At 62.4% G+C, this 18,095-nt stretch carries 17 protein-coding genes and 1 pseudogene; 9 read left to right on the top strand and 9 right to left on the bottom strand.

All coding sequences use genetic code 11. The features are described 5' to 3' along the window. Positions 1 to 13: 13 nt before the first annotated feature. Complete coding sequence (locus tag ACNFBR_RS12035) at positions 14 to 1,489, bottom strand: helicase HerA-like domain-containing protein (RefSeq protein ID WP_416735105.1); 1,476 nt, start codon at positions 1,487 to 1,489, stop codon at positions 14 to 16. Positions 1,490 to 1,657: 168 nt separating this feature from the next. On the opposite strand from ACNFBR_RS12035, the pseudogene ACNFBR_RS12030 reads away from it, so the two are divergent. From ACNFBR_RS12030 to ACNFBR_RS12010, 5 genes and pseudogenes are all read left to right on the top strand, one after another. Beyond that, positions 1,658 to 2,674: pseudogene (locus ACNFBR_RS12030) on the top strand (cache domain-containing protein); the annotation flags it as partial. A 93-nt stretch (positions 2,675 to 2,767) separates the two neighbouring features. Beyond that, positions 2,768 to 3,532 (top strand): methyl-accepting chemotaxis protein, encoded by a 765-nt coding sequence (locus ACNFBR_RS12025; protein ID WP_416735254.1) that lies wholly within the window; start codon positions 2,768 to 2,770, stop codon positions 3,530 to 3,532. A 230-nt stretch (positions 3,533 to 3,762) separates the two neighbouring features. Further along, on the top strand, positions 3,763 to 4,884 hold the full coding sequence (locus ACNFBR_RS12020) for a glycosyltransferase family 4 protein (protein ID WP_416735104.1): 1,122 nt from the start codon (positions 3,763 to 3,765) through the stop codon (positions 4,882 to 4,884). Further along, complete coding sequence (locus ACNFBR_RS12015) at positions 4,877 to 5,641, top strand: DUF2334 domain-containing protein (protein ID WP_416735103.1); 765 nt, start codon at positions 4,877 to 4,879, stop codon at positions 5,639 to 5,641. Before ACNFBR_RS12020 ends, ACNFBR_RS12015 begins: the two co-directional genes overlap by 8 nt. Further along, positions 5,638 to 6,630, top strand: coding sequence for a lysylphosphatidylglycerol synthase transmembrane domain-containing protein (locus ACNFBR_RS12010; protein ID WP_416735102.1), 993 nt, complete (start codon positions 5,638 to 5,640; stop codon positions 6,628 to 6,630). The genes ACNFBR_RS12015 and ACNFBR_RS12010 overlap by 4 nt, the downstream gene beginning before the upstream one ends. Positions 6,631 to 6,836: 206 nt before the next feature. On the opposite strand, the gene purU is transcribed toward ACNFBR_RS12010, so the two are convergent. Continuing rightward, a complete protein-coding gene (gene purU / locus ACNFBR_RS12005; protein ID WP_416735101.1) occupies positions 6,837 to 7,688 on the bottom strand; it encodes a formyltetrahydrofolate deformylase in 852 nt (283 codons plus the stop codon). 283 nt (positions 7,689 to 7,971) lie between these two features. Between purU and mvaT the strand changes: the two genes are divergently transcribed. Then, the gene (gene mvaT / locus ACNFBR_RS12000) at positions 7,972 to 8,349 is read left to right on the top strand and encodes a histone-like nucleoid-structuring protein MvaT (protein ID WP_416735100.1); all 378 of its coding nucleotides are present in this window, start codon (positions 7,972 to 7,974) and stop codon (positions 8,347 to 8,349) included. Positions 8,350 to 8,422: 73 nt separating this feature from the next. On the opposite strand, the gene sbcB is transcribed toward mvaT, so the two are convergent. From sbcB to ACNFBR_RS11985, 3 genes are all read right to left on the bottom strand, one after another. After that, complete coding sequence (gene sbcB, locus ACNFBR_RS11995) at positions 8,423 to 9,856, bottom strand: exodeoxyribonuclease I (RefSeq protein WP_416735099.1); 1,434 nt, start codon at positions 9,854 to 9,856, stop codon at positions 8,423 to 8,425. Between the two features lie 57 nt (positions 9,857 to 9,913). Further along, positions 9,914 to 10,273, bottom strand: coding sequence for a PilZ domain-containing protein (locus ACNFBR_RS11990; RefSeq protein WP_416735098.1), 360 nt, complete (start codon positions 10,271 to 10,273; stop codon positions 9,914 to 9,916). Positions 10,274 to 10,396: 123 nt separating this feature from the next. Beyond that, positions 10,397 to 10,783 carry a tetratricopeptide repeat protein gene (locus ACNFBR_RS11985; protein ID WP_416735097.1) on the bottom strand — a complete coding sequence of 129 codons (387 nt, stop codon included), beginning with the start codon at positions 10,781 to 10,783 and terminating at the stop codon, positions 10,397 to 10,399. 179 nt (positions 10,784 to 10,962) lie between these two features. Here ACNFBR_RS11985 and pyk point away from each other — a divergent pair, with 179 nt between their 5' ends. Continuing rightward, a complete protein-coding gene (gene pyk / locus ACNFBR_RS11980; protein ID WP_416735096.1) occupies positions 10,963 to 12,417 on the top strand; it encodes a pyruvate kinase in 1,455 nt (484 codons plus the stop codon). Positions 12,418 to 12,570: 153 nt separating this feature from the next. Here the strand turns inward: pyk and ACNFBR_RS11975 are convergent, their stop codons facing one another. After that, positions 12,571 to 13,491 carry an iron-sulfur-binding ferredoxin reductase gene (locus ACNFBR_RS11975; protein ID WP_416735095.1) on the bottom strand — a complete coding sequence of 307 codons (921 nt, stop codon included), beginning with the start codon at positions 13,489 to 13,491 and terminating at the stop codon, positions 12,571 to 12,573. 248 nt (positions 13,492 to 13,739) lie between these two features. Between ACNFBR_RS11975 and ACNFBR_RS11970 the strand changes: the two genes are divergently transcribed. Further along, the gene (locus ACNFBR_RS11970) at positions 13,740 to 15,263 is read left to right on the top strand and encodes a fumarate hydratase (protein WP_346642524.1); all 1,524 of its coding nucleotides are present in this window, start codon (positions 13,740 to 13,742) and stop codon (positions 15,261 to 15,263) included. 121 nt (positions 15,264 to 15,384) lie between these two features. Here ACNFBR_RS11970 and ACNFBR_RS11965 read toward each other — a convergent pair whose 3' ends face one another. Beyond that, on the bottom strand, positions 15,385 to 16,257 hold the full coding sequence (locus ACNFBR_RS11965; RefSeq protein WP_416735094.1) for a carbon-nitrogen hydrolase family protein: 873 nt from the start codon (positions 16,255 to 16,257) through the stop codon (positions 15,385 to 15,387). Further along, a complete protein-coding gene (locus tag ACNFBR_RS11960) occupies positions 16,254 to 16,844 on the bottom strand; it encodes a GNAT family N-acetyltransferase (RefSeq protein WP_416735093.1) in 591 nt (196 codons plus the stop codon). Before ACNFBR_RS11960 ends, ACNFBR_RS11965 begins: the two co-directional genes overlap by 4 nt. 115 nt (positions 16,845 to 16,959) lie before the next feature. Here ACNFBR_RS11960 and ACNFBR_RS11955 point away from each other — a divergent pair, with 115 nt between their 5' ends. Next, the gene (locus ACNFBR_RS11955) at positions 16,960 to 17,358 is read left to right on the top strand and encodes a nuclear transport factor 2 family protein (protein ID WP_416735092.1); all 399 of its coding nucleotides are present in this window, start codon (positions 16,960 to 16,962) and stop codon (positions 17,356 to 17,358) included. Positions 17,359 to 17,465: 107 nt separating this feature from the next. Here the strand turns inward: ACNFBR_RS11955 and ACNFBR_RS11950 are convergent, their stop codons facing one another. Further along, positions 17,466 to 18,047 (bottom strand): DJ-1/PfpI family protein, encoded by a 582-nt coding sequence (locus tag ACNFBR_RS11950; RefSeq protein ID WP_171577218.1) that lies wholly within the window; start codon positions 18,045 to 18,047, stop codon positions 17,466 to 17,468. Positions 18,048 to 18,095 lie beyond the last annotated feature (48 nt).

The following is an 18,095-nucleotide window of genomic DNA, read 5'->3' as shown; positions in this document are numbered from 1 at the left end:
CGGTGCAGGAAAACTACCTTTTCTTGCCCCCTAACAATGACCCCATCAACCCACGCACCAACTGCCGCCCCAACTGGTTGGCCGCCTGGCGCACCGCCGACTTGATCGCCTGCCCCGCCGCACTCTGCAAGAACTCACCGGCCTTGTCGGTAAAGCTCTCCTCATCGGCGTTCGGTTGCGGCGCCGGCTCCACCGCCTCGCCCTTGCGCTGGGTCAGCATCTCATAGGCCGACTCACGGTCCACCGGCTTGTCGTAGCGCCCCGCCAATGGCGAAGCGGCAACCAACGCGCTGCGCTCAACCGCACTCAGCGGCCCGATACGTGACTGCGGCGGTGCAACCAGCACCCGCTGTACCATGGCCGGTGTGCCCTTTTCCTCCAACGTCCCCACCAGCGCTTCGCCAATACCCAACTCGGTCAGCACCGCCAGCGTGTCGAACGCCGGGTTGGGGCGGAAACCATCGGCCACCGCCCGCAGCGCCTTCTGCTCCTTGGCGGTAAACGCCCTTAAACCATGTTGAATGCGCAAACCCAACTGGGCCAGCACCGCATCGGGCAAGTCACCTGGCGACTGGGTAACGAAATACACACCCACCCCTTTGGAGCGGATTAGCCGTACCACTTGCTCCAAACGATCCTGCAACGCCTTGGGCGTGCCGTTGAACAGCAAATGGGCCTCATCGAAGAACAGCGCCAGCACCGGCTTGTCGGCATCACCGCGCTCGGGCAACTGCTCGAACAACTCGGCCAGCAGCCACAACAGGAACGTCGCGTACACCTTGGGTGCCTCATGCACCAGCCGGCTGGCATCGAGCAGGTGAATACGGCCACGGCCATCCGGGTCCGGGCGCAGCAAGTCCTCCAGTTGCAATGCCGGCTCGCCGAACAGCGCCTCGGCCCCTTGCTGCTCCAGGGTTGCAAGCCGGCGCAGCAAGGCCTGGGTGGAGCCCGTGGTCATCAGCGCGCTGTCTTCGCCGAGCAGTTGCGGGTTGTCTTTCAGGTGCGCGAGCAGGGCCTTGAGGTCCTTGAGGTCGAGCAGCAGCAGGCCTTCGCGGTCAGCCACCTTGAATGCTGCATACAACGCCGCCTGCTGGCTGTCGGTCAGTTCCAGCAAGTTGCCCAATAGCAGCGGCCCCATTTCGCTGAGGGTGGTGCGCAGCGGGTGGCCGGACTGCCCGGCGATATCCCACAAACTCACCGGGTAGGCCCGGGGCGTATGCCCCAGCCATGGCATGCCGGCGATGCGCTCGGCCACCTTGCCCTGTGGCGTACCGGCAGCGCCCAAGCCACAGAGGTCACCTTTGACATCGGCGGCGAACACCGCCACCCCTGCGTCGCTGAACACTTCCGCCAGGTGCTGCAGGGTAACGGTCTTGCCTGTACCGGTTGCACCCGCGACCAGACCGTGGCGGTTGGCCAGTCGCATTGCTTGCCCGACTGGCTGGCCATCCGGGCCAGCGCCTACAACGATGGTCGAAAATTCCGACATCTCTTTAATCCTCTGCTCAAGCTTTAGCTCAATTCGGCCGATACCTGTGGGTCATATTCGCCTTAATAGAGAGGAACAACCGAAAAGGGACTTTTCCGGATGTTGCACTACCTACAGCTCCACTCGTGCGAACGCCTGATATAAAACCTTAGCGGAACCGATTACGCCATGAACAAAAGCCTTCGTTTCAGCCACAAGATTCTTTTGGCAGCGTCACTGATCGTGATACTTGCCTTCAGCCTTTTCACCCTCTACAACGATTACCTCCAGCGTAATGCGATTCGCGAGAGCCTGGAAAACTATCTGGCTGAAATGGGCACCTCCACTTCGACCAACATCCGCAACCTGTTCGAAGGCCGGATCAAACTGGTGGAAAACCTGGCGCAGAACATTGCCCAGGACCCGGCCAATGCCGAAACCCTGATGGGCCAGAATGCGCTGATATCCAGCTTCCTCACAGTCTACCTGGGCAAGGTCGACGGCGGTTTCAGCGTGCGCCCGGACGCGAAGATGCCCGACGGCTACGACCCACGCACCCGCCCCTGGTACAAGGACGGCATGAGTGCCAGCGGCGCGACCCTGACCGAACCGTACATCGACATGACCACCAACAAGATGGTCATCGGTATCCTCAGCAAGGTCTCCAGCAGCGTTGGCGTGGTCGGTGGCGACCTGGCCCTGGACGGCTTGGTGCAGATCATCAACTCCCTCAACTTCGGCGGCATGGGCTACGCCTTCCTGGTCAATGATCAAGGCAAGATCCTGGTGCACCCGGACAAAGACCTGGTCATGAAGTCGCTGTCAGACCTGTTCCCGCAGCACACGCCGAAGCTGACCGGCGAGTTGACCGAAGTGCAGAGCGATGGCCAAGCCCGCCTGCTGACCTTCACCCCCATCACCGGCCTGCCGTCGGCCAACTGGTACATCGGCCTGTCCGTGGACAAGAACAAGGCCTTCTCGATGCTCAGCACCTTCCGTACCTCGGCGGTGATCGCCACGGTCGTGGCGGTGGTGATCATCATCGGCCTGCTCGGCCTGCTGATCCGCGTATTGATGCAGCCGCTGCACACCATGACTCGGGCCATGGAAGACATTGCCGAAGGTGAAGGCGACCTGACCAAGCGCCTGCGCATCCACAACCACGACGAGTTCGGCATCCTCGGCAATGCCTTCAACCGGTTCGTCGAGCGTATTCACAGCAGCATCCGCGAAGTGTCCTCGGCCACCGAGCAAGTCAACGAAGTGGCCCTGCGGGTGATCAGTGCTTCGAATTCGTCGATGACCAACTCCGACGAGCAATCCAACCGCACCAACAGTGTCGCCGCCGCCATCAACGAACTGGGTGCCGCCGCCCAGGAAATCGCCGGCAACGCCGCCCAGGCTTCGCAGCACGCCAGTTCCGCACGCCTGCTGGCCGAAGAAGGCCAGCAAGTGGTCGAGCGCAACATCGCCGCGATGAACCGCCTGTCCGACCTGATCGTCACGTCCAGCGAGCACATCGAAACGCTGAACAGCAAGACCGTGAATATCGGCCAGATCCTCGAAGTGATCACCAGCATTTCCCAACAGACCAACCTGCTGGCACTGAACGCCGCCATCGAAGCGGCCCGCGCCGGTGAAGCCGGGCGAGGCTTTGCCGTGGTCGCCGATGAAGTGCGCAACCTGGCGCACCGCACTCAGGAATCGGCGCAACAGGTGCAGACCATGATCGAAGAGCTTCAGGTCGGTGCCCGCGCGTCGGTCGACACCATGGACCAGAGCCAGCGCCACAGCCAGGACAGCATGCAGATCGCCAACCAGGCGGGCGAGCGGCTGGACAGCGTGACGGTACGCATTGGCGAGATCGACGGCATGAACCAATCGGTGGCCACCGCCACCGAAGAACAGACCGCCGTGGTCGAGGCGATCAACATGGACATCAACGAGATCAACATGCTCAACCAGGAAGGCGTGGAGAACCTGCAGGCGACCCTGCGCGCGTGCTCCGACCTTGAGCAGCAGGCTGGCCGCCTGAAGCACCTGGTGGGCAGCTTCCGCATCTGACAGCTACACCTCCACCTGTAGGAGCAGCCTTGCGCTGCGAAAGGGCCAGTCAAGGCAGCACAGCTGTATTGTCTGTACTGGCCTCTTCGCAGCGCAAGGCTGCTCCTACAAGGGTTGCGCCCCTCACCCAAGCCGATCGAACAAACTATCCTTCATACAGGTCAACCTTTAGGCGCGTCATCGCCGGCCAGTCAACGCCGGATGACAGACCCGAAGACGATCCCGGAGGGATGCTGATCGTGCACATCGCCGACATCACCATGTTCTACGCCCCAGCCAGCGGTGGCGTACGTACCTATCTTGATGCCAAACATCACCGTCTCGACGCCATCCACGGCGTTCGCCATAGCCTGTTGATCCCCGGTGCCAGCGCCCACCATGCCGATGGCATCTACCAGGTACCCGCCCCGCCCTTGCCATTCGGCAAGGGTTACCGATTTCCGGTACGCCTGGCCCCCTGGTGCAATACGCTGCGCACGCTCAAACCCGACCTGATCGAAGTCGGCGACCCGTACCTGACGGCCTGGGCGGCACTGGAGGCCAGGCGCCAACTCGACGTGCCGGTGATCGGTTTCTACCATTCCGATCTACCGTTGCTGGTCAGCAACCGCATGGGCAACTGGTTCACGCCCAATGTCGAGGCCTATGTCAGCAAGCTGTACGGCAATTTCGATCGGGTGCTGGCCCCCAGCCAAATCATGGCCGACAAATTACGCCGCCTGGGCGTGCGCGATGTCCACGTGCAGCCGCTGGGCGTCGACCTGGCCACATTCCACCCCGCCCAACGCGACCCACACCTGCGCACCGAACTGGGCATTGCCGACACCAGCCGCCTGTTGATCTACGCTGGCCGCGGCTCGCGGGAAAAGAACCTGCCGGTACTGCTCGACTGCATGCAGCGACTCGGCTCCTCCTACCACCTGTTGCTGGTAGGGTCGAACATGCCCACCAACGTGCCACGCAACGTCAGTGTCATCGACCACTTCTGCCCTGCTGCAGAGGTGGCCCGGCTGATGGCCAGCGCCGACCTGCTGGTGCATGCTGGCGACCAGGAAACCTTCGGCCTGGTCATACTCGAAGCGATGGCCAGCGCCACACCTGTGGTAGCCGTACGCGCGGGCGCTTTCGGCGAAATCATCAACGAGCAGTGCGGCCGCCTGTGTGCGCCCAACGATGGCCGGGCCATGGCGTCAGCGGTACGCGAGGCGTTCGAGGCAGGTGTACGCAAGCTCGGCGCGCAGGCCCGTCGCCATGTAGAACAGCATTACGCGTGGGATAACGTGGTCACGGGCCTGCTACAGCACTACCAAGCCGTGCTTGGCCATCAGCCACAGGTGCGTGCCCATGCTTAAGACCTCCTCCAGCCAGCGCAGCCTCATGCTGGTATTGCATGATGTAGCGCCGGAAACCTGGCCCGACTATGCGCCATTCGTGGAAGCCGTGGACGCGATGGGCAGGGTGCCCATGACATGGCTGGTGGTCCCTGACTTCCATCGGCGTAATCCGCTGCATCAGGCACCTTCGTTCTGCCGCCTGCTGGACAAACGCCTGGCCAATGGCGACGAACTGGCGCTGCACGGCTACGCCCATGCTGACGAAGGGCCAGCACCGTGCAGCCCCATCGACTACTTCATGCGCCGCATCTATACGCATGAAGGCGAGTTCTATGGCCTTGATGAGCACCAGGCGCTTACCCGGCTGCAGGAGGGCCTGGCACTGTTCGAGAGCCACGGTTGGCCTGTGGCAGGGTTTGTCGCACCTGCCTGGCTGATGAGCCAAGGTACTCGGCAGGCGCTGCGCCGCCTGCCACTGAAGTACACCAGCACACCGCAGCACCTGTACCGCTTGCCGGACTTCACCGCCATCGATGCCCCAGGGCTGGTCTGGAGCGCACGCAGCGCATGGCGTCGCAAAGTGTCCCGCGCGCTGTGCGAGTGGCAATGCCAGCGTTGGCGGGGCGCGAGTACGTTGCGCCTGGGGCTGCACCCTGTGGACATGCGCCATCGCTCATCCCGTGACTACTGGCTGCGAACGCTGGAAACACTGTTGAAGCAGGGCCGCGAACCGCTGACCAAGTCTGCCTGGCTGGAGCGCCAGGTGGCAGCATGAACCGTTGGGCCTGGCTGGCGCTGGCGTTGCTGGGTGCGGCGCTAGTGCCAGCGTTGCTGGGGGGTAGCGAATTGCTGCCAAAGCTGAGCCGGTTCGACCCACAACTGCTGCTCGTCCTACTGGGCATGATACTGGCGTGCTGGGTCATCAACGCCCTGCGTCTGCGCTTGTTGCTGGGTGAGCAGGCAACACAGTTGAGCCATGCACGCAGCCTGGGCGTGGTCATGGCCACCGAGTTTGCCATCTGCACCACCCCTGGCGGCAGCGGCGGCCCGTTGACCCTGATGGCCCTGCTCGCGCACAACCGCATCGGCCCGGCGCGCAGCGGTGCCGTATTCGCCATGGACCAATTGAACGACCTGGTGTTCTTCTTCTGCGCGATGCTGACGATAGCCGGCTATGCGCTGTTCCACAGCCTGGGCCGTAGCCAGGAAAGCATGCTATTGGGCAGTGCGTTACTGCTTTGCACTGCGCTGGCCGGGGTTATCGGGCTGTTGCGCTACCGGCGCACGGTAATGCGCATGAACGGCAGGCTGTTGCAGCGCCTGGGCGTGGGGCAGCCGCGCAAACGCCGCTGGGCGCGCAAGCTGCTGCACTTCATCGCCGCCTTGGTGCAGACCTGGCGCCTGCCCAAGCGCACGCTGAGCCTGGTGTTCACCCTGACCTGCGTCCACTGGGGGCTGCGCTACAGCGTGCTGTACCTGGTGTTGCGTGGGCTAGGGGTAGACCTGGCATGGATTCCCAGCTTCCTGGTGCAGATGCTGTCGCTCAGTGCCGGCCAGTTCAGCCTGCTGCCTGGCGGGGCCGGGGCCGCCGAGCTGACTTCGGCGAGCCTGCTGACACCGTTGGTGGGCAGTTCCACCGCGGCAGCGGCGATCCTGATCTGGCGGGCGGTCACTTACTACTTTTATCTGCTGGCGGGCGGGCCTGTGTTCGTGTGCCTGCTGGCGCGTCCGTTGTTGGCGCGCTGGCGGCGTCAGGCCGGTTGAGCTGTTGCCAGAGCTCGGCGGCGCCAGGGAAGTCGGTGCCGTCAGTGTCATCCAGGGCTTCGGGGTCGTAGCGGGCCAGGCAGCCTTCGCCGAGGGTGGGTGGGGGTGAGGCGGTGGGGTTGTTGCGTTGCTTGGCCATTGGCGCTTCACTCAAGATTGCTGGGGGCGCTTTACGCCCCAGCATCTCACAGCCAGCCAGTAGTGTGTCAGTCAAACACCACGGTCTTGTTGCCATGCACCAGCACCCGGTCTTCCAGGTGATAGCGCAGGCCACGGGCCAGAACCATCTTCTCCACATCACGGCCAAAGCGGACCATGTCCTCGATGCTGTCAGCATGGCTGACACGCACCACGTCCTGCTCGATGATCGGGCCGGCGTCCAGCTCTTCAGTGACGTAGTGGCAGGTCGCGCCAATCAGCTTCACACCACGCAGGGCGGCCTGGTGGTACGGCTTGGCACCGACGAACGACGGCAGGAAGCTGTGGTGGATGTTGATGACCTTCTCGGCATAGTCCCGGCACAGCTGCGGCGGCAGGATTTGCATGTAGCGGGCCAGCACCACAACGTCGGCACCGTGCTCCTGCACCAGACGCGACACTTCGGCAAACGCCGGGGCCTTGTCCTTGGGATCGACCGGTACATGGAAGAATGGAATGCCGTGCCACTCGACCATGCTGCGCAGGTCATTGTGGTTGGAGATCACGCATGGGATCTCGCAATCCAGTTCATCGGTGTGCCAGCGGTGCAGCAGATCGGCCAGGCAGTGCGATTCACGGCTGGCCATCAGTACCACGCGCTTCTTCTGCGCCGAGTCGGTAATGCGCCAGGTCATGGAGAACTCTTCGGCAATTGGCGCAAACGCCTCACGGAAGGCTTCGATACCGAACGGCAGCGATTCAGCGCGAATCTCATGGCGCATGAAGAACCAACCGCTCTGCTCATCGGAGTGGTGGCTGGCTTCGTTGATCCAGCCATTGTACAAGGCCAGGAAATTACTGACTTTCGCCACGATGCCTACACGGTCGGGGCAGGCGATCACCAGACGATAGGTGCGCATGAATGAGACTCCAGAACTTCGCAAAGGCGCCTATTCTAGCGGCCCGGCAGAAAAAACGCAGTATTGATCGCAGCCACCAAGGCATATGCAGGGCCAAATCGCTGCACGGGCATTGTCTGACAGACATGTCGCAGTGCCTGGGCTTTATGTAAAATTTTGTTCACGTAGAGAAATGTTGTCACAGCTTAATTAACAGTTAATTGCCCAATCTTATGTTTACTTGCGAGTATCGGCTGTCTATTATTGCCCCACACATTTCTGAACACGCATTAAGGAACACTCCATGTCCCTGATCAACGAGTACCGCGCTACCGAAGAAGCCATCAAGGAACTTCAGGCCCGCCTGGCCAACCTGTCGCAGGATGACAAGCTGAAGAAAGAACTGGAGTTCGAAGGCAAACTGCGCACGCTGATGGGCGAGTACTCCAAGTCGCTGCGCGACGTGATTGCCCTGCTCGACCCAGAGTCGAAACTGAGCAAGTCGCCTCGCGGTGCAGTCAAGGTTACAGCCACCAAGCGTGCACGCAAGGTCAAGCAATACAAGAACCCGCACAACGGTGAAGTGATCGAAACCAAAGGTGGCAACCACAAAACCCTGAAAGAGTGGAAAGCCACTTGGGGTGGCGATGTGGTTGAAAGCTGGGCCACCCTGCTGGACTGATAGTCCACCTACGCCTTTTTGCTTCACACAACAAAAACGCCGGCACACTGCCGGCGTTTTTGTTTACCTGCCATCAGTCTATTGCAAATTGTGCCTGCAATTGCCGGGCATGCATTTGCCAAGCTTCCAGCACTCGCCGGCCTGCCTCGTCGGCGCCCTCCCAGGCTTGCTGACGTGCCTGCTCGAAGTCGCCCAGGGTATTCGGCGCGCCCCACTGCGGGTCGCTCAGGCGTTGCTGGCAAAAGCTGAACCAACGTTGCCGCTCTTCGCCGGCCAAGGTGTCAGGGAAGTTACGTGCCCGATAGCGGAACAACAGCTCCGGCAAACGCGGATCATCGAACATCCAGTGGCCATGGCTCAACTGCGCCGGTTCCAGCGCACGAACTTGCTCGCATAAGCGCCGGTCACGGTCACCGATAAAACCCTCATACAATTGCTGTTCCGGGTCCTCACTCGGGGCGAACTCATCCTTGCCATAGATGTGCGCCAGCTTGTCCTGCCATTGCGCCTGTTGGTTGGCCAACTGTTCACCGCGCAATTGTAACAACGTCAAGTCCAGGCCCAATCGTTGTTGATCAGCCGGGCGCAATACCGACAGCGGTGCCAGTACCGGACAGCGATTGATCTGCACCAATTTGAGCGGCACCGGCAGTTCACCCTCGGCCAATTCATCATGCCGGGTGTACAAGCGCTGACGCAAAACTTCAGCACTTTCCCGTAGCAACGGTAGGGTTTCCTGATGCAGGTCGCAAACAATCAGTGCATTGCGATTACGCGGGTGCCAGGCCAGTGGCAATACGACACCTAGGTAATTACGCGCCGCAGAAAAGCGTCCGGATATATGCACCAGTGGCTGCAACAAACGAATCTGCTCCATCACTTTATGCTTGCTGCGCAATTGGAATAGCCAGTCATACAACTTGGGTTGTTTCTGCCGAATCAGGCGAGCCAGGGCAATGGTTGCCCGCACGTCGGAAAGCGCCTCGTGGGCATGCCCGTGGTCAATACCGTTGGCCTTGCTCAGTAGCTCCAGGCGCAGGCTGGTGCGCCCATCCTGCTGCGGCCATTGGATGCCGTCCGGGCGCAAGGCATACGCGGTGCGCACGATGTCGATCAGGTCCCAACGGCTGTTGCCGCCCTGCCACTCACGGGCATAGGGGTCGAAAAAGTTGCGGTACAAACTGTAGCGGGTCACTTCATCGTCGAAGCGCAGGGTGTTGTAGCCGGCGCCACAGGTACCCGGTTGCGCCAGTTGTGCGTGCACCCGGGTCATGAACTCGGCTTCGCACAGGCCCTGCTCAGCCAGCAACTGTGGGGTGATGCCGGTGACCAGGCAGGCCGCCGGGTGCGGCAGGATGTCGTCCGAGGGCCGGCAATAAAGGCTGATGGGCTCGTCGATCTCGTTGAGGTCGAAATCAGTGCGCACGCCGGCCACCTGCAGCGGCCGATCGCAGCGCGGGTTGATGCCGGTGGTTTCGTAGTCGTGCCAGAAAATGCTGGAGGTCACGGGGTCGTCCTGTATCGAGGTCGACCCGATTCTAGCGCGATTCTGGAAAACCGAATGTCAGACAGAAGCGTTGGCGGGGCGGAAACTGAAATAGTCGCGCAGCGAGCGGACAAAATCATCGTACTCGCGCGGGGACTGCAGCAGCATGAAGCCCGAATCGTAGTGCCCTGGCGTCTGGTCCTCGCGGCACCACAGGCAACTGGCGGTGAGGTTGACGAACTGGTGCCCGCCGCCGGCCAGTGGCATGCGCAGTTGCAGCTCGTAATCGGGCCCGACCAGCACGGGTAGCTGGCTGATGACCATCAAGCCATCTTCGGAGGCATTGCCCAGCTGACCGATCTCTTGACCGGTAAAGCGGTTGAACACCTTGAGGACGCAAGGCAGCTGATGACGTTCGATGTGGCGCTTGTTGAACATGATCGCAAGTGTATTCCGTACCTGATGCCAGGAATACAAGGTACTGGCGGTTGTTGTAACAGCTGAGTTACAGATTAGCGCAGCACGCGCAGCAAATCTCGTGAAATAAACCACACCTTGGTGTTAGCGCCAAGGTGCTGTCGTCGCCGGGCTGGCCACGGCCGCTTCAACGCCGCGCAAATGGCCCAGTTTTTCCAGCGTCTGCAGGCGCGCCTGGGCCCGATAGGCGTACTCGTTGCCCGGGTACTGCTGGATCAAGTACTGATAGGTCTGCGCAGCGTCCACGTACAACGCCTGGCGCTCCAGGCACTGGCCGCGCAGCAGCGAAACCTCCGGGTGGATGAACGGTCGCGCACGGCTGGTGCGGTCGACCTGCGACAGCTCGAGCATGACCCGTGCGCAATCGCCCCGGTCGTAGGCGCGGTAGGCATTGTTCAGGTGATGGTCCATCGACCAGCGGGTGCAGCCGACGGCGCTGACGGCCAGGGCTAAAACGATCAGGGCTCGCATGGGGATCTCCTTTAATGCCAGTGTATCGGCGTTTGCCTGCAAATCTTCACACCCATTTGCAAGGATACCCTGCCCGTTCAAATGCCACCCTGCCTTGGTCGCAGGTAGTGCAACGGAACAATGACTACAGCGAGATTCAGGAGTAGCCTTTCGCTGCGCTTCACTATAGGAGTTTGTGCATGAGCATCCGCCGTACCAAAATCGTCGCCACCCTTGGCCCCGCCAGCAACTCGCCGGAAGTGATCGAACAGCTGATCCTCGCCGGCCTGGACGTGGCACGCCTGAACTTCTCCCACGGCACGCCGGACGAGCACAAGGCCCGCGCGCGCCTGATCCGTGACATCGCCGCCAAAAACGGCCGCCATGTCGCACTGCTGGGCGACCTGCAGGGTCCGAAGATCCGCATCGCCAAGTTCGCCAACAAGCGCATCGAATTGAAGATCGGTGACAAGTTCACCTTCTCCACCGCTCACCCGCTGACCGAAGGCAACCAGGACATCGTCGGTATCGACTACCCCGACCTGGTCAAGGACTGCGGCGTGGGTGACGAGCTGCTGCTCGACGATGGTCGCGTGGTCATGCGTGTCGAAACCGCCACTGCAGACGCCCTGCACTGCGTGGTGATCATCGGTGGCCCGCTGTCGGACCACAAAGGCATCAACCGTAAAGGCGGCGGCCTGACTGCACCGGCCCTGACCGAAAAAGACAAAGCCGACATCAAGTTGGCTGCGGAAATGGACCTGGACTACCTGGCCGTGTCCTTCCCGCGTGATGCCAGCGACATGGAATACGCGCGCAAGCTGCGTGACCAAGCCGGCGGCAGCGCCTGGCTGGTGGCCAAGATCGAACGCGCCGAAGCGGTTGCCGACGACGAGACCCTCGACAAGCTGATCGCCGCCTCCGACGCGGTGATGGTTGCCCGTGGCGACCTGGGTGTGGAAATCGGCGACGCCGAGCTGATCGCCATCCAGAAGAAGATCATCCAGCACGCCCGTCGCAACAACAAGGCGGTGATCGTAGCGACTCAGATGATGGAGTCGATGATCCAGAACCCGATGCCGACCCGTGCCGAAGTGTCCGACGTGGCCAACGCCGTGCTGGACAACACCGACGCGGTGATGCTGTCGGCCGAAAGCGCCGCCGGTTCCTACCCGATCGAAGCCGTCCAGGCCATGGCCCGCATCTGCCTGGGTGCCGAAAAGCACCCGACCAGCCAGAAGTCCAGCCACCGCCTGCACACCACCTTCGAGCGCTGCGACGAAAGCATCGCCCTGGCGGCCATGTACACCGCCAACCACTTCCCGGGCGTAAAGGCGATCATCGCCCTGACCGAAAGCGGCTACACCCCGCTGATCATGTCGCGCCTGCGCTCGCACGTGCCGATCTTCGCCCTGTCGCCGCACCGCGCGACCCAGGCGCGCGCCAACATGTTCCGTGGCGTGTACCCGATCGCCTTCGACCCGGCCTCGCTGCCGGCCGACAAGGTGAGCCAGGCGGCGGTGGACGAGCTGCTCAAACGTGGTCTGGTGGAGCAAGGTGACTGGGTGATCCTGACCAAGGGTGACAGCTACCACACCATCGGTGGCACCAATGGCATGAAGATCCTGCATGTCGGTGACCCGCTGGTCGGTTGATCCGCAGCACTAAAAGAGGCCGCTTCGCGGCCTCTTCGCACCTGTAGGAGCAGCCTTGTGCTGCGAAGAGGACCTCATGGCCGATACATTGCGTTGACCTGTACCGGCCTCTTCGCAGCACAAGGCTGCTCCTACCAGGGTTACGTATTCTCCTCAGGCATGCTCGACGAACACATCGGCATACACCTGCCCCCGCGGCACCCCCGCTATGAACAGCCGCCGGGCGAACCGCTCGACACTCCCAGGCGCCCCACACACCAGCGCCACCGTCTGCCGCGATGACAGTCGCAGCCCAGCCAGCGCTTCATCCATCTGCTGCGCCAGCACCAGTTCGACATTGACCCCCGACAGCTTGCCCAATGGCTCCGCCAGGTAGTGCCCAGCCTGATCCCGCGCCACATGCAACAGCCGAATTTCTCCCCGATGCCCTTGGCGTAGCGCCTCGCGCAAGATGCCCCACAATGGCGCCAACCCGGTACCCGCTGCCAACAACCACAGCGGCCGCTCCTGCCAGTCGGGGTCGTAATGCAACGCCCCACCCCTAAGCTCACCCAAACGCATTTCATCCCCGACCCGCAGCCCGCGCGCCTTGTCACAAAAGGCACCGGGGCGCTGGCAGTCGATATGAAACTCAAGCTGATCATCCTCACCCGGCAGGCTGGCCAGGGAATAAGGCCGCGCAACCTCGCCCAGCCACAACACCACATGCTGACCCGCCTGATAGCGCAACGCCCGCTGAGGCAGCAGGCGCAAACGCAGCACATCGCCGAACCAGGCCATTTCACTCACCTTGGCCGGCACACCATCGTGCCGCGGGTCGAACAGCGCCACGCGCAGGTCCTCGACCACCCGGCACTGGCAGGCTAGGCGCCAGCCTTGGGCATGCTTGTCCAGCGCCAGCGCCTCGGGCAAGGCATCCAACGGTTGCCCGGCCAGGCAATGCACCAGGCAGGCATGGCAACTGCCAGCGCGGCAGCTGTAGGGCACCTTCAACCCAGCCTCGTTCAGGGCATCGAGCAGGTTGCTGCCAGTCGGCACCGCCCAGCGGCGCTCGCCCACGCAAAGTTCGGGCATGGTTGGTCTTTCTCCACAAATCAGCGTTCACTGTAAGCCAAGCGCGCTACGGCAGCAAAAAGGATGCCCAACCACTGCCGACCATGGTCCAGACCGGCCGCAGGTGTGCCCGACACGGATGCGCGCTATACTGCCGCGCCTTTTTCCGTCGGCCTGACCTGCCGGCGCCTTGCAAGGCGCTTCGACATGCTGGTCGGCAATGTCGAGCGTCTTTTTGAATGTTCCCGTCTTTAAGAGGAGCGCGCTGCATGACCGTGATCAAGCAAGACGACCTGATTCAGAGCGTCGCCGACGCCCTGCAATTCATCTCGTACTACCACCCCGTCGATTTCATCCAGGCCATGCACGAGGCCTATCTGCGTGAAGAGTCGCCTGCCGCACGCGATTCCATCGCCCAGATCCTGATCAACTCGCGCATGTGCGCCACCGGCCACCGCCCGATCTGCCAGGACACCGGTATCGTCACCGTGTTCGTGCGCGTAGGCATGGACGTACGCTGGGACGGCGCCACCCTGAGCGTCGACGACATGATCAACGAAGGTGTGCGTCGCGCCTACAACCTGCCTGAAAACGTCCTGCGCGCTTCGATCCTGGCCGACCCGGCCGGTGCCCGCAAGAACACCAAGGACAACACCCCGGCAGTGATCCACTACTCCATCGTCCCCGGCGACAAGGTCGAGGTCGATGTCGCAGCCAAGGGCGGCGGCTCGGAGAACAAGTCGAAGATGGCCATGCTCAACCCGTCCGACTCGATCGTCGACTGGGTGCTGAAGACCGTGCCGACCATGGGTGCTGGCTGGTGCCCGCCTGGCATGCTCGGCATCGGCATCGGCGGTACCGCCGAGAAAGCCGCGGTCATGGCCAAGGAAGTGTTGATGGAGTCCATCGACATCCATGAGCTAAAAGCCCGTGGCCCGCAGAACCGCCTGGAAGAAATCCGTCTGGAGCTGTTCGACAAGGTCAACCAGCTGGGCATCGGCGCCCAGGGCCTGGGTGGCCTGACCACCGTGCTCGACGTCAAGATCATGGACTACCCGACCCACGCCGCCTCCCTGCCGGTGTGCATGATCCCCAACTGCGCCGCCACCCGTCACGCGCACTTCGTACTCGATGGTTCCGGCCCGGCCGAACTGGAAGCGCCGTCGCTGGATGCCTACCCGGAAATCGTCTGGGAAGCCGGCCCGAGCGCCCGTCGCGTCAACCTCGACGACATCACCCCGGAAGAAGTCGCTAGCTGGAAGCCGGGCGAAACCATCCTGCTCAACGGCAAGATGCTGACCGGCCGCGATGCTGCGCACAAGCGCATGGTTGAAATGCTCAACCGTGGCGAAGAACTGCCGGTAGACCTGAAAGGCCGCTTCATCTACTACGTAGGCCCGGTCGACCCGGTCGGTGACGAAGTGGTAGGCCCAGCCGGCCCGACCACCGCCACCCGCATGGACAAGTTCACCCGCCAGATCCTCGAACAGACTGGCCTGCTGGGCATGATCGGCAAGTCCGAGCGCGGCCCGACCGCCATCGAGGCGATCAAGGACAACAAGGCCGTGTACCTGATGGCCGTTGGCGGCGCTGCCTACCTGGTAGCCCAGGCCATCCGCAAGTCGAAGGTACTGGCCTTCGCCGAGCTGGGCATGGAAGCGATCTACGAGTTCGAGGTCAAGGACATGCCGGTTACCGTCGCCGTGGACAGCAACGGTGAGTCGGTACACATCACTGGCCCTGCCCTGTGGCAGAGCAAGATTGCCGAGAGCCTGGCAGTCGAAGTGAAGTAAACCTGATACAACAGCGGCGGCCCCTTCGCGGGCTTGCCCGCTCCCACAGGTACGACGCCAGCTTGAGGGCTATGCGTTACCTGTGGGAGCGGGCAAGCCCGCGAAGGGGCCGTCGCTGCTTTCACAGGATTCGGTCAAACTGCTCCGGCCAGTCCCTGCGGGTAAACACCTGCCCTTCCCGCCTCACTCGCCGCACCTCCTCCAGGTCCACCTCACCTACCAGCCACTGGCTGCATACCGGGCTCATCCGCTCACTCAACGCCACCACCCCATCCCCCGGCATCCCGTGATCCGGCGGCACGAACAACCCTGCCCGGCCGATATTCTCATCCAACGCCGGTGACCAAGGTGCCAACCCAACGGTAGGGCTCTGCAACACGGCAATCTGGTTCTCCAGCGCTCGCGCCTGGGCGCCAATACGTACCCGGTGGTAACCGGCCTCGGTATCGGTACAACTCGGCGCCAGGATCAGGTCGGCACCCCCTTCGGCCAGGCGCCGGGCCAGCATCGGGAACTCGTTGTCGTAGCAGATCAGGATGCCCAGGCGTCCCAGCTCGGTGTCGAACACCCGCAGCCCCTGGCCTGCAGCGATGTCCCACTGCTCGCGCTCAAAGCGAGTCATCATCAGCTTGTCCTGAAACCCCAACACGCCATCGGGGCCGAACAGCCAGGCACGGTTGCGGTAGCGCCCATCGCTGTCCAGTACCGGCACGCTACCCGGTTGCAGGTAGATCCCCCAACGCCGGGCGATACTTTCGCACAGCGCTTTCCATGGCTCGATCAACAGCTGGATGCCGGCAATCGACGCCTTCAGGTCACCCCGCTGCTCGGCACTCAACTGACCGCTCAGCACCAGCCCGGCGTACTCCGGCAGTAGCAGCAAGCGTGCGCCCGCCTCCACTGCCTCGGCACACAAACTCTGCAGATGGTCGGCGTAGGCGTCCCAGGTTTCATGCAGCTCGATCGCGTACTGGCAGGCCGCCAGGCGGATCATATCGGCAGCGCCTTGAGCCAGAACGACATCAGCTTGTCGGAACTTTCCTGCTCGTCCAAGTCGCGCCAGGCATACCGGGTGCGCAGCGACGGGTCGTGCAGAAATCCACGGTTGCGCCAGAAGCCGTGCAAGGGTTTGTAATCTGCTGGCCGTCGCGGGTGCACACCAGGCCGCTCCACCGCACAGAACGCGCAGTAATCGAATTCGGCCAGCTTGTGCGCATAGGACTCGCGTTCGATGAAGAAGCGCACCCCCAGGCCCTGGCCACGATATTCCGGCAGCACCAGTGACTCACCGAAGTAATAGACGCTGGCGGGGTCGCGGCCTTGGGCCAAGAACGGCTGCTGGAATTCGGCCGCGACATCCACCAGCGGCAGGCCGGTAGAGGCACCGACCACCTTGCCGTCGTCCAGCGCCAGCACCACCAGGCTGCGCCCGGAGCGGGCATAGGTGGCCAGGTAGTCGGCTTCGTACTCCGGGGTGCCGTCGTACAAGTAGGGAAACTCGCGAAACACGGTCAGGCGCAGGCGAGCGAGGTCATCGATGTAAGGCGCGATAGCGGCGCCGTGCAACAGGCGTATTTCCATGCTTGGCGGTCGTTTTGTCGATGTGGATGACGCACTCGGCTAAGCCGGGCTTGAGGGGAAACCCTATCATCCGTGGCTACGACCGGCCTTTTCCCAACACGACAGGTATTGTTCCATGACCGCTACCGAACTGGTAAATGCTTACTACGCCGCCTTCAACGCGGGTGACATGCCGGGGTTTCTGGCGCTGCTCAGCGAGGACGTGATCCACGACATCAACCAGGGCGAGCGGCAGATGGGCAAGGCCAGGTTTGCCGCGTTCATGGACAAGATGAACCGCTGCTACCGCGAACGCCTGGCCGACATCGTGGTGATGCAGAACACCGATGGCAGCCGCGCGGCGGCGGAGTTCACGGTGCACGGGGAGTACCTGGCCAACGACGAAGGGTTGCCGGCGGCCAATGGGCAGACCTATGTACTACCAGCGGGGGCGTTCTTCTATATCCACTGCGGCAAGATTGCCCGGGTGACCAACTACTACAACCTCAATGACTGGGTTGAGCAGGTGGGTTGAGCCTGCTTTGAATGCTTGGCCTGTACCGGCCTCTTCGCAGCACAAGGCTGCTCCTGCAGGTATCGCGCTCCCCTGTAGGAGCAGCCTTGTGCTGCGAAGAGGCCCGGTCAGGCAATACGGGTACCCAGCACTTTGAGGAACGCCGCCAGCCACGCCGGGTGGGCTGGCCAGGCGGGGGCAGTGACCAGGTTGCCATCCACATGCGCCTGGTCCACCGCAATGTCGATGAACGTACCGCCCGCCAAGCGCACTTCCGGCGCACAAGCCGGGTACGCACTGCATTCACGCCCCTCCAGCACGCCAGCCGCCGCCAGCAGTTGAGCGCCATGGCACACTGCCGCAATCGGCTTGCCGGCCTGGTCGAACGCCCGCACCAGCTCCAGCACCTTTTCATCCAGGCGCAGGTACTCTGGCGCCCGGCCACCTGGAATCAGCAACGCGTCGTAGCTTTCAGGCCGCACCCGCACGAAGTCGTAATTCAGGGCAAAGTTGTGCCCAGGTTTTTCGCTGTAGGTCTGCTCGCCCTCGAAGTCATGAATCGCGGTGCGCACGGTCTGCCCCGCCAATTTCTCCGGGCACACCGCATGCACGGTATGGCCGACCATGCTCAGGGCCTGGAACGGCACCATCGCCTCATAGTCTTCAACGTAGTCGCCCACCAGCATGAGAATTTTCTTCGCCGTCATCACGCCCACTCCTTCGGTTAACTGTGAATAGTCACTGCACGATAGCCGCTG

The organism is Pseudomonas sp. NY11955, assembly GCF_048068035.1.
In the GTDB taxonomy this organism is placed as follows: Bacteria; Pseudomonadota; Gammaproteobacteria; order Pseudomonadales; family Pseudomonadaceae; genus Aquipseudomonas.
This window is presented reverse-complemented; position numbering and strand designations above follow the sequence as displayed.

What these genes read in the sequence shown, in the direction of transcription:
- ACNFBR_RS12035 (WP_416735105.1), bottom strand. Translation starts at nt 1,489, where the DNA reads ATGTCGGAATTTTCGACCATCGTTGTAGGCGCTGGCCCGGATGGCCAG.
- ACNFBR_RS12025 (WP_416735254.1), top strand. Translation starts at nt 2,768, where the DNA reads ATGACCAACTCCGACGAGCAATCCAACCGCACCAACAGTGTCGCCGCC.
- ACNFBR_RS12020 (WP_416735104.1), top strand. Translation starts at nt 3,763, where the DNA reads ATGCTGATCGTGCACATCGCCGACATCACCATGTTCTACGCCCCAGCC.
- ACNFBR_RS12015 (WP_416735103.1), top strand. Translation starts at nt 4,877, where the DNA reads ATGCTTAAGACCTCCTCCAGCCAGCGCAGCCTCATGCTGGTATTGCAT.
- ACNFBR_RS12010 (WP_416735102.1), top strand. Translation starts at nt 5,638, where the DNA reads ATGAACCGTTGGGCCTGGCTGGCGCTGGCGTTGCTGGGTGCGGCGCTA.
- purU (WP_416735101.1), bottom strand. Translation starts at nt 7,688, where the DNA reads ATGCGCACCTATCGTCTGGTGATCGCCTGCCCCGACCGTGTAGGCATC.
- mvaT (WP_416735100.1), top strand. Translation starts at nt 7,972, where the DNA reads ATGTCCCTGATCAACGAGTACCGCGCTACCGAAGAAGCCATCAAGGAA.
- ACNFBR_RS11990 (WP_416735098.1), bottom strand. Translation starts at nt 10,273, where the DNA reads ATGTTCAACAAGCGCCACATCGAACGTCATCAGCTGCCTTGCGTCCTC.
- ACNFBR_RS11985 (WP_416735097.1), bottom strand. Translation starts at nt 10,783, where the DNA reads ATGCGAGCCCTGATCGTTTTAGCCCTGGCCGTCAGCGCCGTCGGCTGC.
- pyk (WP_416735096.1), top strand. Translation starts at nt 10,963, where the DNA reads ATGAGCATCCGCCGTACCAAAATCGTCGCCACCCTTGGCCCCGCCAGC.
- ACNFBR_RS11975 (WP_416735095.1), bottom strand. Translation starts at nt 13,491, where the DNA reads ATGCCCGAACTTTGCGTGGGCGAGCGCCGCTGGGCGGTGCCGACTGGC.
- ACNFBR_RS11970 (WP_346642524.1), top strand. Translation starts at nt 13,740, where the DNA reads ATGACCGTGATCAAGCAAGACGACCTGATTCAGAGCGTCGCCGACGCC.
- ACNFBR_RS11965 (WP_416735094.1), bottom strand. Translation starts at nt 16,257, where the DNA reads ATGATCCGCCTGGCGGCCTGCCAGTACGCGATCGAGCTGCATGAAACC.
- ACNFBR_RS11960 (WP_416735093.1), bottom strand. Translation starts at nt 16,844, where the DNA reads ATGGAAATACGCCTGTTGCACGGCGCCGCTATCGCGCCTTACATCGAT.
- ACNFBR_RS11955 (WP_416735092.1), top strand. Translation starts at nt 16,960, where the DNA reads ATGACCGCTACCGAACTGGTAAATGCTTACTACGCCGCCTTCAACGCG.